The sequence below is a fragment of the Brevundimonas sp. P7753 genome, assembly GCF_013386595.1.
Classification (GTDB): Bacteria; Pseudomonadota; Alphaproteobacteria; order Caulobacterales; family Caulobacteraceae; genus Brevundimonas; species Brevundimonas bullata.
The window spans coordinates 1-15,086 of record NZ_JACARP010000041.1 but is presented as its reverse complement, the minus strand read 5'-3'; the positions used below and the strand labels follow the sequence as shown (position 1 = coordinate 15,086).

The window sequence follows — 15,086 nt, the reverse complement described above, 5'->3', positions numbered from 1 at the left end:
GTCTCAACGTCAGCCCTCTGTGTCGCCCCCTCCACCGCTTCGCGGTCCCCCTCCCCACGAAGTGGGGAGGAAAGTCTCGATCAGCGTCCCGTCGTCAGCTTGACCACGATATGGGCCGTCGTGTCGACGATGGCCTCGGCGGTGTCGGCGCGACGCATCAGGGCGAATCCGGCGGCGACGGATTCCACCAGATTGGCGGTCTCGTAGGAGGTCAGGCGCGGGCTCAGGCCCTGGGGGTGCATGCCGTTGGCCTTGGCCTGGGCGATGCGGCGTTCCAGCGCCAGGTGCAGTCGGCGCATCCGCCTGATGCGGCTTTCGGCGAATTCGGGCTCGCCCTTGTCCGCCAGCATGTGCTCGACCCGCAGCACCGGCCCGTGGTCGCCCCACAGAGCCAGCACTTCCAGCACATAGGCGCGCACCGCCTCGAAGGCGCGGTCGCCGGTCCAGTCGGCGTGAATATGCTTGGCCAGACGCTGGAAGTCCTCGCCGGCCTCTTCGCAGAGGATCAGCAGGCCTTCTTCGACGGACTTGAAGTAGGTGTAGAAGGTCGGGGCCGAAACGTTCGCCGCCAGGGCCACGTCGGCGGCGCGGATTTCGCCCAGATGCCTGTGGTTCAGAAGGCCACGCAACGCGTCAAGGATGGCCCGACGGGTTCGCGCCCCGCGCGCCCCGATCTTGTGGCCCAGCTTGTTGGTCGTCTCGGTCATGGAGGGAGGCGGCCGAAGAGGATGGTGCCGGCTGCAGGAATCGAACCCGCGACATCCAGTTTACAAAACTGGCGCTCTACCAACTGAGCTAAGCCGGCCGTTGGCGCCTTATGCTGGTGGAATCGTCAGGACGCAAGCACAGTCCGCGCATGCCGATGACGCCCTATCTCACGCCGATCCTTTTGCTGGCCCTGTCCAACGTCTTCATGACCTTCGCCTGGTACGGGCATTTGAAATTCGGGGCCAAGCCGTTGTGGATCGTGGTGATCCTGAGCTGGGGTATCGCCTTCTTCGAATACTGCCTGGCCGTGCCTGCCAACCGCATCGGCCATCAGGTCTATTCGGCGGCCGAGTTGAAGACCATGCAGGAGGTGATCACCCTGCTGGTCTTCGCCGTCTTCTCGGTGCTCTACCTCGGCGAAAAGCTGACCCTGAACCATCTGGTCGGCTTTTCGCTGATCGCGGGCGGGGCCTTCTTCATCTTCAAAGGCCCGCTGTAGTCAGTCCAGTTCGGCGGCGATCCGGGCGGCCAGGGCCTGGAGCTGTTCGGCATCGGCCATGGGGGCGTGGCCGTGGCCCTTCATGGCGCGGTCGGCCCAGCGCGGGATGATGTGGAAATGCAGGTGGAAGACGGTCTGTCCGCCCGCTTCGCCGTTGAACTGCATCAGGCTGAGACCGTCTGGCTTCAGCGCCTTTTCCACCGCACGGGCGGTGCGCTGGACGGCGGCGGTAAGCTTGGTCAGAACCTCGGGCTCGATCTCGAGCAGATTGCGCGCCTGCGAGGTCTTGGACACCACCAGGACATGACCTTCGGACTGGGGAAAGACATCCATGAAGGCCAGGACGTCGTCGTCTTCCCACACCCTCACGCTGGGGATCTCGCCGCGCAGGATCTTGGCGAAGATGTTGTCGGGGTCGTAGGCGCCGTGAAGGCTCATGGGGAGGCTCCGTCAGAGGTGTCGCGTCGAGGCTAGCAGGGCAGGGCGAATTTCGCACGGGAGCGAAACGCCGTCTAAAGCACTATATGGTCAAGGTTCACGGAGATCGCCTTCCATGCTGCGTTTCATCATTCAAGCCGTCGTCACCGCCCTGGGCCTGTGGCTGGCAGCCCAGATCGTGCCGGGGGTGGACTTCACCTCGACCGGGAGCCTGGTCGCGGCGGCGGTTCTGCTGGGTCTGGTCAACGCCATCGTGCGGCCGATCATGGTCATCCTGACCCTGCCGCTGACCATTGTGACGCTGGGCCTGTTCCTGCTGGTGGTGAACGCGGCGATGATCGGGCTGACGGCCTGGTTCCTGGGCGGGTTCGTGGTCGACGGCTTGTGGGCCGGGATCGGCGCGGCCATCATCACCGGACTGGTCAGCTGGGTCGCCGGCGCGTTCAGCAGCGGCGAACGCTCGCGGTAAATAAATCCGGGTAATATTGACGCGCATTTTTTGCCCGGATAAATCGTCGCAGCCTTCAAGGAACTGACGATGACCACCGCTGCCTGCACCGCTTTCGCCGGAGATCGCATGATCGCTTCGGGTGCGCCGTCCGTGGTCGCCGCTGCCGTCAAGGCCGCGCACGATGCGGGCGAGGCGGTGCTGGTGTTCGATGACGTCGACGCCCGGCCGGTCGAATTCGATCTGCGCGGCGATCTGGAGACGGTTCTGGGACGTTTGGCGCCGACCGAACCTGTCGAAAGGCGCGGACCGGGGCGGCCCAAGCTGGGCGTGACGGCGCGCGAAGTGACCTTGCTGCCGCGTCACTGGGAATGGCTGGCGGCCCAGCCGGGCGGAGCGTCTGTGGCGCTACGCAAGCTGGTCGAGAGCGCCCTGCGCGAGGCCGAGGGGCCGGATCGCGTGCGCCGCAGCCGTGAGGCCGCCTATCGCTTCATGACCGCCATGGCGGGCGACCAGCCCGGCTATGAGGAGGCGACGCGGATGCTGTTCGCGGGCGACTGGGCGGCGTTTGACGCCGCCATCGAGGCCTGGCCCGCCGATGTGGCCGACTACGCCCGGCGTCTGGCCGAGGGCAGCTGGCGCAACGGTCAGGGCAGGGGCGTCTAGCTGGGGCGAATGACCATGCAGGTGACGCGGCGTTCGCCCAGGGTCTCGCAGGCGGCTTCGGCGGCGGCCTGGGTCATGCCGGTGAAGCGCGAGCGGTACCAGCCGTCGGCGTTCTGAACGTCGCGTTGCGCCTCTGTGAACTGGGTGCGGAAGCGGCGGCTGACATCGTTCAGCCAGGTGCGCGCTACGGCCTCGTCACGGAAGGCGCCGACCTGAACCGTCCAGCGACCGGCGGGGGCGCGGGCGGCTTCGCGAGACGGGGTGCGTGCGGGCGTGGCGGCGGAAGAGGTGCGGCGGGTGGACGATGAAGAACCGCCATTGAGCGAGGCGGTGAGATTTTCGGGCGTGCGCGGGGCTTCCGCGCGCTGGGCCGGCGCCGTGGCGCGGGGGGCTGCGGCGGCTCTGGCCGAGGGCGGCGGCGTCACCTGGGTCGGCAGGTTGGCGGGGGGCGGGCCGGCGACATAGGCCACAGCGGTCGCGCCCACGCCTTCGCCGTCTTCGCTTGAGGCCGAGGCGTATTCCACCGGCGGGTTGGGATCGGCGCTGATGCCGTATCCGCGCTGCTCGAAGAAGGCCTGGGCCACCTGGATGCGTTCACCCTGACCGCGGCGGCGCTGGACCTCGAAGCCGGTGTCCATCAGTTCGGCGACGTGGGCGTTGCGGCTGGCGGTCGAGCGGCCGCCCATGACGATGGTGATGATCCGTTTGCCGTCGCGCACCGAGGAGGCGGCGAGGTTATAGCCCGAGGCGTTGGTGAAGCCGGTCTTGATGCCGTCGTAGCCGCGGTTCGTGGCCAGCAGGCCGTTGGTGTTCCGATAGTCGCGACCGTTGTAGTACCAGTCGTGCAGGCCGAGGTAGCGATAGTACTGCGGGTAGTCGCGCATCACCGCGCGGCTAAGGATCGACAGGTCGCGCGCCGTGGTCGCCTGACGCGTGTCGGGCAGGCCGTTGGCGGTGGTGAAGCGCGTGTGGTCCATGCCCAGTTCGCGGGCCTTGGCCGTCATGCGGGCGGTGAACTGAGCCTCGGAGCCGCCGATGTGTTCGGCCAGGACCACGGCCATGTCGTTGGCGCTGCGGACCGCCGTGGCCTTCATGGCGTCGTCCAGGCTGATCGATTGACCGGCGGCCAGGCCCAGCTTGGACGGCGGTTGCGAGGCGGCGCGAGGCGAAACCGTCAGATTGTCGGTCAGCTTGACCTTGCCGGATTCAAGCGCCTCGAAGACCAGGTACAGGGTCATGACCTTGGTGATGGAGGCAGGGTAGCGCCGGGCGTCGGCGAAGCGCGAGAACAGCACCTCGCCCGAGGCGGCGTCGACCACGATGGAGGCGTAGCGCGAGTTGTCGGAGGACTGGGCGACCGGCGGCGGCGCGCCGAGAGCGGGCGTGAGAACCACGCCGCCCAGCACAAGGGCGGCTAGGAAGCGACGGCGGAATACGGCGTTCATGGTCAATCTACTAGCCTCGTCACTGTGGCGCGATGACGACCCTGATCACCGCGCGTTACAAAGGCTAACATCGGCTCTGCGGGTTTCGAGAGGGTAAACAAGCCGTCAACGGAGTTGTGATCGGCTTGGCCGTCAAGGGTGATCAGCGTTCATATGTTGCGTCGCACAATTTTCACTTGAAGTCACTTCGCACATGCACCATATGACCCCTGTCGCGATGAACGCCGTTCGTTGCGAGACCCTTTATCGCTTCAGGAGAGTCCCAATGGCTGACGCCGCCGAGACTGTTAAGAAGACCGTCGAACAGAACACCGCCAAGGCCAAGGCCCAGGCAGAGAACATCCAGGCTGCGGGCGCCAAGGCTTTCCGCGAAGGCGTGGACAAGTCCGTCGCCTCGCTGACCGAGCTGAACGCTCACGGCAAGAAGAACCTCGAAGCCGTCGTCGAGTCGGCCGCCGCCGCCCAGAAGGGCGCCGAAGCCCTGTCGCAAGAGACGCTCGCCTTCTCGAAGAAGAGCTGGGAAGACGGCGTCGCCGCGGCCCAGTCGCTGAGCCAGGCCCGTTCGGTGCAGGAACTGGTCGAACTTCAGACCTCGTGGGCCAAGTCGGCCGCCGAGGCCTATCTGGCCCAGTTCGGCAAGGCGACCGAGATCTTCACCGCCTCGATGAAGGACAGCTTCAAGCCGATCAACGAGCGCGTCACCGCGACCGTCGAGAGCTTCCAGGCCGCCCGCTAAGCCTGACGACTCTCAGTAAGCGTACAATCTGGCCCCGGCGGAAACGTCGGGGCCTTTTTGCATCCTCAGGGCGCAGCGTCGGATGCTGGCGCGTGGTCGATGCTGAAGGCGCGGGCCAGACGCCAGTGGCCGTCCTCCAGCCGCCAGAGCATCGAGAAGCGGGCGCGACCGACCAGGCTTTCCGGCCCGTCGCCCTGACGCTCATAGAAGAGATGACTGGCCTCCTCGACGGCGCCGACGCCGGGGATGGCGAAGACGCGCATCGAGCCGGGCACGAGTTCGCGGCGCGAGCGCCAGGCGTCGGAGGCTTTTCGCGCTTCGCAACCCTTGGCGTAGTCGGCGACGAAGACGGCCCGTGTCGCCGTCAGCCCGCCTCGGTCGTGGTAGAATTCCAGATCGTCTGTCACCAGATCGGCCAGGGCCGCCGGATCGCAGCGGTCGAACATGGTGCTGAACAGAGTTGTGTCGCGCTCGGCGATGATCGGCATCAGCTTCGCCTCGTCCGGGATGACGGGCGCAGCGGTAGGGGTCTGCGCCAGAGCCAGTGCGGCGATAAGTCCAGCGATCAGGGTCATGGGGGCGTCCATCGAGGCCAATTCGAGGTCCATTGGTGCGATCCCGGCCCGTCGATGTCCCGTGAATCTTTGGTTAGCTGGGCTGCTCACGCACCCTGTGACTGGACGCCCCTACAAATCAGGCCATCATTGCCTATCTGAACCATCGACTCTCCCCGAAGTACGGACAACGAATGCCTACGAGACGGCCAGGTGAACAAGGCGGAGGCGCAGGCGCCGCCGTCGTCACCGAAACAAAGCCGAAGCTTCAGCGGCCCTCGCTCTATCGGGTGCTGATTCTGAATGACGACTACACCCCCATGGAGTTCGTCATCTATGTGCTGGAGCGGTTCTTCCAGAAGAGCCGCGAAGACGCGACCCGCATCATGCTGCATGTGCATCAGCATGGCGTCGGGGTTTGCGGCGTCTTCACCTACGAAGTGGCCGAGACCAAGGTCGCCCAGGTGGTCGAGACGGCGCGCCGTCACCAGCATCCTCTGCAATGCACGATGGAAAAAGACTGAGAGGATCCTTCCCATGCCCTCCTTTTCTCGTCCTCTCGAAGAGACCCTGCACCGCGCGGTCAGCTATGCGAACGAGCGTCGGCACGAGTACGCCACGCTGGAACACCTGCTGCTGGCCCTGATCGACGACACGGATGCGTCGGCGGTCATGACGGCCTGCAATGTGGATCTCGTGGCGCTGAAAACCGCGCTGACCCTCTACGTCGACAACGACCTGGCCGCTTTGGCCACGGCCGACGGCGACGACGCCAAGCCGACGGCGGGATTCCAGCGCGTGATCCAGCGCGCGGTCATCCACGTCCAGTCGTCGGGCCGCGAAGAAGTGACGGGGGCCAATGTCCTGGTCGCCATCTTCTCTGAGCGCGAAAGCCACGCCGCCTACTTCCTGCAAGAGCAGGACATGACGCGCTATGACGCGGTCAACTTCATCGCCCACGGCATCGCCAAGAAGCCGGGCGCGACCGAGACCCGACCCGCCAAGGGCTCCCCCGAGGAGGCCGAGGACGCCGCCGCCGTGAAGTCGGGCGGAGAAGCGCTGGAGGCCTATTGCGTCGACCTGAACGAGAAGGCCCGCAAGGGTAAGATCGACCCCCTGATCGGCCGTCATGCCGAGGTCGAACGCTCGATCCAGATCCTGTGCCGCCGGACCAAGAACAACCCTCTGCTGGTCGGCGACCCCGGTGTCGGCAAGACGGCCATCGCCGAGGGCCTGGCCCGCAAGATCGTCAATGGCGAGGTGCCCGACGTTCTGAAGGACGCCACCATCTACAGCCTCGACATGGGGGCGCTGCTGGCCGGCACCCGCTATCGTGGCGACTTCGAGGAGCGGCTGAAACAGGTCGTCAAGGAACTGGAGACGCATGAAAATGCGGTCTTGTTCATCGACGAGATCCATACGGTAATCGGCGCCGGCGCCACGTCGGGCGGGGCGATGGACGCCTCCAACCTGCTGAAGCCGGCTCTGGCCTCGGGCAGCCTGCGCTGCATGGGTTCGACCACCTACAAGGAGTACCGCCAGCACTTCGAGAAGGACCGCGCCTTGGTGCGTCGCTTCCAGAAGATCGACGTCAACGAACCGACGATCGAGGACACGGTGAAGATCCTCAAGGGTCTGAAGACGACCTACGAGACCCACCACAAGCTGCGCTACACCGACGCCGCCATCCGCACGGCGGTCGATCTGTCGGCCCGCTACATCACCGACCGCAAACTGCCGGACAAGGCCATCGACGTGATCGACGAGGCGGGGGCGTCGCAAATGCTGCTGCCCGAGTCCAAGCGCAAGAAGGTCATCGGCCAGAAGGAGGTCGAGGCCGTCATCGCCAAGATGGCCCGTATCCCGCCGAAATCGGTCTCGAAGTCGGACACGGAATCCCTGCGCGAGCTGGAGACCGATCTGAAGCGGGCGGTCTTTGGTCAGGAACAGGCCATCGATCAGGTGTCGGCGGCGATGAAGCTGGCGCGGGCGGGTCTGCGTGATCCGAACAAGCCCATCGGCGCCTTCCTGTTCAGCGGTCCCACTGGCGTCGGCAAGACCGAGGTGGCCAAGCAGCTTGCCGCCACGCTTGGCATCGAGATGCAGCGCTTCGACATGTCGGAATACATGGAGCGCCATACGGTCAGCCGCCTGATCGGCGCGCCTCCGGGCTATGTCGGCCACGACCAGGGCGGCCTGCTGACCGACGCTGTCGATCAGCACCCGCACTCGGTGGTGTTGCTGGACGAGATCGAGAAGGCCCACCCCGACGTCTACAACATCCTGTTGCAGGTGATGGACAATGGCGTCCTGACCGACGCCATCGGCAAGAAGGTCGATTTCAGGAACGTCATCCTGATCATGACCACCAACGCCGGGGCCGCCGACAACGCCCGCGCCTCTATCGGCTTTGGCCGGGGCAAGGTCGAGGGCGAGGACGACAAGGCCATCCAGCGCCTGTTCGCGCCGGAGTTCCGCAACCGCCTGGACGCCATCGTGGCCTTCAAGCCGTTGGGCGCCGAGACGATCCGTTCGGTGGTCGGCAAGTTCATGATGCAGCTGGACGCCCAACTGGCGGACCGCAACATCACCATCGAACTGACCGACGAAGCCACCGACTGGCTGGCCAAGAACGGCTTCGACGAACTGTATGGCGCACGGCCCCTGGCCCGCGTCATTCAGGAACACATCAAGAAGCCGCTGGCCGACGACATCCTGTTCGGTCGCCTGACGCGCGGCGGACACGTCAAGGTCGAGCTGAAGGACGGCAAGATCGCCTTCGACATCACCCCGACCAAGGGCGCGGCGGTGAAGGAAGAGGAAGAAGAAACGGCCTGATTTCGATCAGGCCAAAAGAGAAGGCCCGGGCATAACGCCCGGGCCTTTTTTGTTCGCTTTGTCTGCGGCTTTTAGCGGCGACGGCCCAGCGCACCCAGGAGCATCGCCGCGCCGGCGATGATGCCGGTGGTCAGCAGGGGTTTGCGGCGGGCGAAGTCCAGACCCTTGCGGGCCGGGTCGCGCAGGTCGACAGGGGCCTTGTCGACCATGCCGTCCAGGCCGTCGATGACGCGGCCATAGGCGTCGAGCGCCTTGCCCTTGACCTCGTTCAGCTTGCCTTCGACCTGCAGCTTGCTGTCGCCGGTCAGGCGGCCGAGGCCGTTCTGGGCCTTGCCTTGAAGTTCAGTCGCGACGCCTTCGATACGTTGATCGGTCATGGTGATTCCTGATGTGAGGAGGAGACTCACAGGGGAAGCGTATTGCGACGCAGCAAGTTCCGTAGAACTTCGCGATGCGACGACCTGTCAGCGAGCGCGATAGGGCGACAGGTCCGCCGTCATCGCCGCCATCTCAGCCTCGACCGCCGGGCGCTCGTTGTCGAGGTAGCGGGCGACGGGATCGCGCAGGGCAGGGTCGGCGATCCAGTGGGCGGAATAGACGGGAGAGGGCAGGTAGCCGCGCGCGATCTTGTGCTCGCCCTGGGCGCCCGCCTCGACCCGCGACAGGCCACGCGCGATGGCGAAGTCGATGGCCTGATAATAGCAGAGCTCGAAATGGAGGAAGGGCACCTCCTCCAGCGCGCCCCACTGACGGCCATAGAGGGCGTCGCGGCCGATGAAGTTCAGGGCGCCAGCGATAGGCGTCTCGTCCCTGAAGGCCATGACCAGGGCGATACGGTCGGCCATGGTCGCGCCGACGCGGGCGAAGAAGTCGCGCGTCAGGTAGGGGCGGCCCCATTTGCGGTCGCCGGTGTCCATGTAGAAGTCGAAGAAGGCGTCCCAGTGGGCCTCGGTGAGGTCGGCCCCGGTCAGGACGCGGATGTCGAGCTCGGCTTGCGCCTCTCGCCGTTCGCGCCGGATGGTCTTGCGCCGATTGGACGATAGGGCGGCGAGGAAGTCGTCAAAGGTCTGATAGCCGTCGTTGCGCCAGATGAACTGGATGTCGCGGCGCGGCAGCAGGCCCGCCTCGGTCATGGCGCGCCATTCCGGCTCGGTCGGGAAGTTGACGTGCAGGGACGAGGCGCCGAGGCGCTCGACGAGGGTCAGTGCGCCTTGCAGTAGGGCCTCCCTGATGGCGTCATCCCGGCCGGAGCGAAGCGCAGAGCCGGGACCGTCAAGGCCGCCGCCGTTTGCGTCTTGGGCGGCCCCGGATAAGCCTTGCAGGCTTTCCTGGGTGACGGGTTTCACCAGAAAACGCGGCCCCGTCGCGGGCGTGAAAGGCACGGCGCCCAGAAGCTTGGGATAGTAGCGGCCGCCGGCGCGTTGGTAGGCGTCGGCCCAGCTGTGGTCGAAGACGTATTCGCCCTGGCTGTGGCCCTTCAGATAGAGGGGCATGACGCCGATCACGGCGCCGTCTTCGTCGTGCAGGGACAGGTGGCGCGCCGCCCAGCCCTGGGACGGGACGGCGCTGCCGGACGCCTCGCAGGCGTGCAGGAAGTCGTAGGAGACGAAGGGATCGCCGGTCGGGGTCGCGCAGGCGTCCCACGCGTCCCGGCCTATGTCGGCGATCCCGTCGTGAACCTGAAGCGTGAAACTCACTTCACCTCGATGATGGCGTCGATTTCCACGGCGAAGCCGAGCGGCAGCTTGTAGACGCCGACGGCCGAGCGGGCGTGCTTGCCCGCGTCGCCGAAGACTTCGACCATTAGGTCCGAGCAGCCGTTGATGACGGCGGGGATGGCGATGAAGTCCGGGCCGGCCTGGACGAAGCCGCCCAGCTTGACGATGCGGACCACGCGATCGAGGTCGCCGTCGACGGCGGCGTTGATCTGGGCCAGCAGGTTGATGCCGCACAGGCGGGCGGCCTCGGCGGCCTGCTCCGGGGTCACGTCGACGCCGACGGTGCCCTTGATGCCGCCATTGGCGTCGTTCGACAGCTGGCCCGAGATCAGGACCTGGTTGCCGGTGCGGACGTAGGAGACGTAGCTGGCGACCGGCTTGGCGGGCTCGGGCAGGGTGATGCCGAGTTCGGCGATGCGGGCGTGGATGCTCATGTCGGAGACTCCGTTGAGAGGGTTGAGCGGGGTGTAGCGCGCCAGACGGGCGGCGTCATCCGGGCTTCTTGAGGGCGCGGCCTGCGACCACGGCGGCGGCGCCGAATTTCTCGCGCAGGGCGTCGATGGCGGTCTCGGTCTTCAGGGCGCGGGTCTCAGGCGTCGCGAACAGGCCGGCGGGGGCAGCGCCCGCCTCGGCGATCTCGGCCAGGCCGATGCCGATCAGGCGATAGGGCTCGCCCAGTTCGGGCTTCAGCAGGTCTCGGCCCGCCGAGAACAGCACCCGCGCCGTCTGCACCGGCTCGGCCAGGGTGATGCGGCGGGTGACGATTTTGAAGTCGGCCTTGCGCAGCTTCAGCACCACCACGCGGCTGGCCACGCCGTCGCGCCGCGCCTTGGACGCCAGCTTCTCGCACAGGGGCCACAGCTCGGCCTCCAGATCCTCGGCCTTGGTCAGATCGTCGTTGAAGGTGGTCTCGGCGCTCATGCCGCGCCGGTCGTGGTCAGGCCGCACCGGGCGGGCGTCGCGGGCGTGGCTGAGGTCGTAGAGACGCAGACCCGTCTCGCCATAGCGCCGGATCAGATCCTTGACGTCGGCGGCGGCCAGATCGCCCACGACAGCAAAGCCGTCCGAGCGCAGGGTGCGGCTGAAGACCGGGCCGACGCCGGGGAGGATGTTGACCGGACGCGAGGCCAGCAAGGACTTGGCCTCTGCGGCGCCGATGACCGAGAAGCCGCGCGGCTTGTCCAGTTCCGACGCGATCTTGGCCAGGAAGCGGTTGGGGGCCAGGCCGATGGAGACGGTCAGGCCGGTCTCCTCCTCGATCCATTTCTGCAGCCGGATCAGTTGGAAGGCGGGCGGGCCGCCGTTGAGGCGTTCCGTGCCCGACAGGTCGATCCAGGCCTCGTCCAGCGACAGGGTCTGGACCAGGGGCGTCAGCTTGCCGACCGCGCCGAAGATGCGCTCGCTCTCGACCACGTATTTGCGGAAGTCGGGCTTGATGACGACCGCGTCGGGACAGGCCTTCAGCGCCTTGTACATGGGCATGGCCGAGCCGACGCCGTGCAGGCGGGCGACGTAGCAGGCGGTCGAGACCACGCCGCGCTTGCCGCCGCCGATGATGACCGGCTTGTCGCGCAGTTCCGGTCGGTCGCGTTTCTCGACCGAGGCGTAGAAGGCGTCGCAGTCGAGATGGGCGATGGTCAGATCGCCGAGTTCATCGTGGGCGATCACCCGACGCGAGGCGCACGAAGGACATCGCTCGACCTTGCGGTCGCCGGTCCACAGGCAGTCGCGGCAGGCGGCCTTCAGGCTCAAAATGAACTCCGGTTCCTCAGCTTCATCTCAACTTAAGACTGCGCGCGCCACAGTGCATCCGAAGAAGGCGAAAAGCCCTGCGCACGTGCGCAAATTGTTGGCGAAACAGCCGGGTGGCGGATGTCCAAGAAAGTCCTCATCGTCGAGGATAACGAGCTGAACATGAAGCTTTTTCATGATCTGCTCGATTCTCAAGGCTACGAGACCTTGCAGACCCGCGAAGGGCTGCAGGCCCTGGCGATCGCGCGCCAGCACCGTCCCGATCTGATCCTGATGGACATTCAGCTGCCGGAGATTTCCGGCCTGGAAGTGACCAAGTGGCTCAAGGACGATGAAGAGCTTAGCCATATCCCGGTCATCGCTGTCACCGCCTTCGCCATGAAGGGCGATGAAGAGCGGATCAGACAGGGCGGCTGCGAGGCCTATATCTCCAAACCGATCTCGGTGGTGTCCTTCCTCGAGACGATCCGCAAGCATCTGGGGTAGCGGCATGAGTGCGCGCATCCTGGTCGTTGACGACGTCGAGACCAATGTCCGACTGCTCGAAGCCAAGCTGACGATTGAATATTACGACGTCTTGACCTGCGGCGACGGGCTGACGGCCATCAGTCTGGCCATGGCGGAACAGCCGGATCTGATTCTGCTGGACGTCATGATGCCCGGGATGGACGGGTTCGAGACCTGTCGCCGCCTCAAGGATGAGCCGAAGACGCGGCATATCCCCGTGGTGCTGGTGACGGCGCTGGACGGGCGGCATGACCGTATCCGGGGGCTTGAGGCGGGCGCCGACGACTTCCTGACCAAGCCGCTGGACGACGTGATCCTGATGGCGCGGGTCAGGAGCCTGACGCGGCTCAAGATGGTCATGGACGAGCTGCGCGAGCGCGAGGAAAGCGGGCGGCGCGTCGGCGTCGACACCGCCGGTGTGGCACGGCTGAAGGGATCGGGCGGGCGCGTTCTGGTGGTGGACGACAACGCCCTGCAAGCGGCCAAGGTGGCGCAGGAACTGGCGGTCGAGCACCGTCCCCTGGTCGAGGCCGATCCCGTCGTGGCGCTGGAGGTGGCGCGCGGGGCGGTCGATCTGATGATCGTCAATGTGACGTCGGAAGGGTTCGACGGGCTGAGGCTGATCGCTCAGGCGCGCTCCAAGGAGCCGACGCGGCGGTTGCCGATTCTGGCGCTTGTGGATTCGCAGGACCGGCCCCGGCTGCTGAAGGCGCTGGACCTGGGCGCCAGCGACATTCTGACCCGCCCGGTGGACCCCGAGGAGCTGTCGGCGCGGGTGCGGACCCAGGTGCGGCGCAAGCGCTATGGCGACTTCCTGCGCGAAAAGCTGGACCACAGCCTGGAGATGGCCGTCACCGACGCCCTGACGGGGCTGCACAATCGCCGCTACATGACCAATCAGCTGCAAGCCTTGGTGGCGCGCACCAATCGCGGCGGCGAGCCGGTGGCGGTGCTGGTGCTGGACATCGATCACTTCAAGGCGGTCAACGACGGCTTCGGCCATGACGCCGGGGACGAGGTGTTGCGCGAGTTTTCGGTGCGGCTGGCCACCAATGTGCGGGCCGTGGATCTGCCGTGCCGATTCGGCGGCGAAGAGTTCGTCGTGGTCATGCCGGGCACGACGCTGGAAGACGCCCAGCGGATCGCTGAACGGATCAGGCGCGATGTCGGCGCCGCGCCCTTCCGCGTCATGGACGGAAAGGCTCACCTGAACATCACCGTTTCGGTCGGCGTGGCGGCGACAAGCGGCGTCGAGGATACGCCCGAAGCCCTGCTGAAGCGGGCGGACGAGGGGGTCTATGAGGCCAAGGCTTCAGGCCGGAACAAGGTCGTCGCCCGCGCGGCCTGAACTGCTTAACCGCTGATACGACAACGAAAAACGCCCGACTGAAAAGCCGGGCGTTTTGAATATTGCAATCAAGGGAGCTGCAGCTCCGGGCGGTTAGGCCCTTACTTGATCTTGCCTTCTTTGAACTCGACGTGCTTGCGGACGACCGGGTCGTACTTCTTGACGACCATCTTTTCGGTCATCGTACGGGCGTTCTTCTTGGTGACGTAGAAGAAGCCGGTGTCAGCGGTGGAGTTCAGGCGGATCTTGATGGAAGCCGGTTTGGCCATCGGAATTACCTTTGCGACGGCGAAAGCCGCATGAAACGAGAGGCGCGGAACATACTCAGGCGGAGATCAAAGTCAACGCCCGCGATGTCACGTTGAGGATTGGCTTCTAGCGGCTAGGCTGCCGGAATGAAAGCCATGACCTCGATCGCCCTTGCGGCCGCCGCCCTGTCCCTGTCCGCCTTGCCCGCCGCCGCGCACGCGGAGACGGCTCAGGACGCCTTCTTCAAGAACCTGAGCGCCCTGTGCGGCCAGAGGTTTGAGGGGAAGGTGGTCACGACCGACGCTGCCGATTCGGACTTCGCCACCCAGCGCCTGCTGATGCATGTGCGCGATTGTTCGGCCGAAGAGATTCGCATTCCCTTCTGGGTCGGGGCCGACCGCTCGCGCACCTGGGTTGTGACGCGCACGGCGACGGGCCTGAGGCTGAAGCACGATCACCGCCACGACGACGGCACGACCGACGTCCTGCACTGGTACGGCGGCGATACGGCCGGGACGGGCACGGCCGAGCGGCAAGAGTTCCCGGTCGACCAGGAATCCATCGACCTGTTCAACGCCAACAAGGCCTCGGTCTCGACCACCAACACCTGGGCGATGGAAGTCCATCCGGCGCAGATGTTCGCTTATGAACTGCGCCGTCCGAACCGCCACTTCCGCGTGGAGTTCGACCTGAAGAAGCCCGTCGCCCAGTAGGAACGAGAGAGCCTTCTCCCCCGAGGGGAGAAGGGAAAGCAGGCGTCAGTCTCTGTGTTCGACCACATGCTGCCCGCGCACCATGCGGACGAAGGGCAGGGGACGGTTGGGGTGGGTCAGCCGCTCGGCCATCTCGCCCAGGACGAACCGGGTGATGGCGGGCAGGTCCAGCGCGCGGGCTTCGTCCAGCGGCAGCCAGGCGATCTCGTCCAGTTCGCCTGAGCCCTCGATGCGGTCGGGATCGCGCAGACCCTCGACCGGAGCCATGAAGAAGCGGGCGTCGAAGCGCCGCGTGCGGCCCGGCGGGGTGATGGCGCGGGCGATGTAGGACAGGACTGACAGGTCGGGCAGGGCGCCCGCCTGACGGTATTCGCGCCACGGCCCGGCGACGGAGGCGGGCGGGGCCGGGCGACCCAGGATCAGGCCGGTCTCCTCAAAGGTCTCGCGCACGGCGGTCAGGGCCAGGG

The 15,086-nt window shown here is 66.0% G+C and carries 19 protein-coding genes and 1 tRNA gene; 9 read left to right on the top strand and 11 right to left on the bottom strand.

What is annotated here, in order from left to right:
* Positions 1–80: 80 nt before the first annotated feature.
* Both HX774_RS08940 and HX774_RS08935 read right to left on the bottom strand, forming a co-directional pair.
* Positions 81–707: a TetR/AcrR family transcriptional regulator gene (locus HX774_RS08940; RefSeq protein ID WP_178826106.1), complete on the bottom strand. Its 627-nt coding sequence runs from the start codon at positions 705–707 to the stop codon at positions 81–83.
* A gap of 22 nt (positions 708–729) precedes the next feature.
* Positions 730–805, bottom strand: a tRNA-Thr gene (locus HX774_RS08935).
* Positions 806–856: 51 nt separating this feature from the next.
* On the opposite strand from HX774_RS08935, the gene HX774_RS08930 reads away from it, so the two are divergent.
* On the top strand, positions 857–1,207 hold the full coding sequence (locus HX774_RS08930; protein ID WP_105564781.1) for a DMT family protein: 351 nt from the start codon (positions 857–859) through the stop codon (positions 1,205–1,207).
* Here HX774_RS08930 and HX774_RS08925 read toward each other — a convergent pair whose 3' ends face one another.
* Positions 1,208–1,645, bottom strand: a complete 438-nt coding sequence (locus tag HX774_RS08925; RefSeq protein ID WP_178826104.1) for an HIT family protein — start codon at positions 1,643–1,645, stop codon at positions 1,208–1,210.
* A gap of 115 nt (positions 1,646–1,760) precedes the next feature.
* Between HX774_RS08925 and HX774_RS08920 the strand changes: the two genes are divergently transcribed.
* Positions 1,761–2,114, top strand: a complete 354-nt coding sequence (locus HX774_RS08920; protein ID WP_114816438.1) for a phage holin family protein — start codon at positions 1,761–1,763, stop codon at positions 2,112–2,114.
* 69 nt (positions 2,115–2,183) lie between these two features.
* Positions 2,184–2,759, top strand: coding sequence for a DUF2239 family protein (locus tag HX774_RS08915; protein ID WP_178826102.1), 576 nt, complete (start codon positions 2,184–2,186; stop codon positions 2,757–2,759).
* Here HX774_RS08915 and HX774_RS08910 read toward each other — a convergent pair.
* The gene (locus HX774_RS08910; RefSeq protein ID WP_178826100.1) at positions 2,756–4,204 is read right to left on the bottom strand and encodes a D-alanyl-D-alanine carboxypeptidase; all 1,449 of its coding nucleotides are present in this window, start codon (positions 4,202–4,204) and stop codon (positions 2,756–2,758) included. The genes HX774_RS08915 and HX774_RS08910 overlap by 4 nt on opposite strands.
* 265 nt (positions 4,205–4,469) lie before the next feature.
* Here HX774_RS08910 and HX774_RS08905 point away from each other — a divergent pair, with 265 nt between their 5' ends.
* Positions 4,470–4,940 carry a phasin family protein gene (locus tag HX774_RS08905; RefSeq protein ID WP_114816435.1) on the top strand — a complete coding sequence of 157 codons (471 nt, stop codon included), beginning with the start codon at positions 4,470–4,472 and terminating at the stop codon, positions 4,938–4,940.
* Between the two features lie 65 nt (positions 4,941–5,005).
* Here HX774_RS08905 and HX774_RS08900 read toward each other — a convergent pair whose 3' ends face one another.
* Complete coding sequence (locus tag HX774_RS08900; protein ID WP_255500273.1) at positions 5,006–5,548, bottom strand: nuclear transport factor 2 family protein; 543 nt, start codon at positions 5,546–5,548, stop codon at positions 5,006–5,008.
* A gap of 140 nt (positions 5,549–5,688) precedes the next feature.
* On the opposite strand from HX774_RS08900, the gene clpS reads away from it, so the two are divergent.
* Together clpS and clpA are read left to right on the top strand one after the other, a co-directional pair.
* On the top strand, positions 5,689–6,018 hold the full coding sequence (gene clpS, locus HX774_RS08895) for an ATP-dependent Clp protease adapter ClpS (protein ID WP_105564763.1): 330 nt from the start codon (positions 5,689–5,691) through the stop codon (positions 6,016–6,018).
* Between the two features lie 13 nt (positions 6,019–6,031).
* Positions 6,032–8,332, top strand: a complete 2,301-nt coding sequence (gene clpA / locus HX774_RS08890; protein WP_178826098.1) for an ATP-dependent Clp protease ATP-binding subunit ClpA — start codon at positions 6,032–6,034, stop codon at positions 8,330–8,332.
* A gap of 71 nt (positions 8,333–8,403) precedes the next feature.
* Here clpA and HX774_RS08885 read toward each other — a convergent pair whose 3' ends face one another.
* The 4 genes from HX774_RS08885 to HX774_RS08870 form a co-directional block, all read right to left on the bottom strand.
* A complete protein-coding gene (locus HX774_RS08885; RefSeq protein WP_178826095.1) occupies positions 8,404–8,709 on the bottom strand; it encodes a CsbD family protein in 306 nt (101 codons plus the stop codon).
* 87 nt (positions 8,710–8,796) lie between these two features.
* Positions 8,797–10,029 (bottom strand): GNAT family N-acetyltransferase, encoded by a 1,233-nt coding sequence (locus HX774_RS08880; protein ID WP_178826093.1) that lies wholly within the window; start codon positions 10,027–10,029, stop codon positions 8,797–8,799.
* Entirely contained in the window at positions 10,026–10,484 is a 459-nt protein-coding gene (locus HX774_RS08875) for a RidA family protein (protein WP_105564768.1), read from the bottom strand. Before HX774_RS08875 ends, HX774_RS08880 begins: the two co-directional genes overlap by 4 nt.
* A 55-nt stretch (positions 10,485–10,539) precedes the next feature.
* Complete coding sequence (locus HX774_RS08870; RefSeq protein ID WP_370523432.1) at positions 10,540–11,796, bottom strand: DNA polymerase IV; 1,257 nt, start codon at positions 11,794–11,796, stop codon at positions 10,540–10,542.
* A gap of 126 nt (positions 11,797–11,922) precedes the next feature.
* Here HX774_RS08870 and HX774_RS08865 point away from each other — a divergent pair, with 126 nt between their 5' ends.
* Together HX774_RS08865 and HX774_RS08860 are read left to right on the top strand one after the other, a co-directional pair.
* Entirely contained in the window at positions 11,923–12,288 is a 366-nt protein-coding gene (locus tag HX774_RS08865; RefSeq protein ID WP_114816429.1) for a response regulator, read from the top strand.
* Between the two features lie 4 nt (positions 12,289–12,292).
* Positions 12,293–13,657: a PleD family two-component system response regulator gene (locus HX774_RS08860; RefSeq protein ID WP_178826089.1), complete on the top strand. Its 1,365-nt coding sequence runs from the start codon at positions 12,293–12,295 to the stop codon at positions 13,655–13,657.
* A 101-nt stretch (positions 13,658–13,758) separates the two neighbouring features.
* Here HX774_RS08860 and rpmG read toward each other — a convergent pair whose 3' ends face one another.
* Positions 13,759–13,926: a 50S ribosomal protein L33 gene (gene rpmG / locus HX774_RS08855; RefSeq protein WP_003164451.1), complete on the bottom strand. Its 168-nt coding sequence runs from the start codon at positions 13,924–13,926 to the stop codon at positions 13,759–13,761.
* Between the two features lie 135 nt (positions 13,927–14,061).
* On the opposite strand from rpmG, the gene HX774_RS08850 reads away from it, so the two are divergent.
* Positions 14,062–14,619, top strand: a complete 558-nt coding sequence (locus HX774_RS08850) for a hypothetical protein (protein ID WP_370523407.1) — start codon at positions 14,062–14,064, stop codon at positions 14,617–14,619.
* A 45-nt stretch (positions 14,620–14,664) separates the two neighbouring features.
* Here the strand turns inward: HX774_RS08850 and HX774_RS08845 are convergent.
* Positions 14,665–15,086: NUDIX domain-containing protein (locus HX774_RS08845; RefSeq protein WP_178826085.1), on the bottom strand; the 422-nt coding region annotated here is incomplete at its 5' end.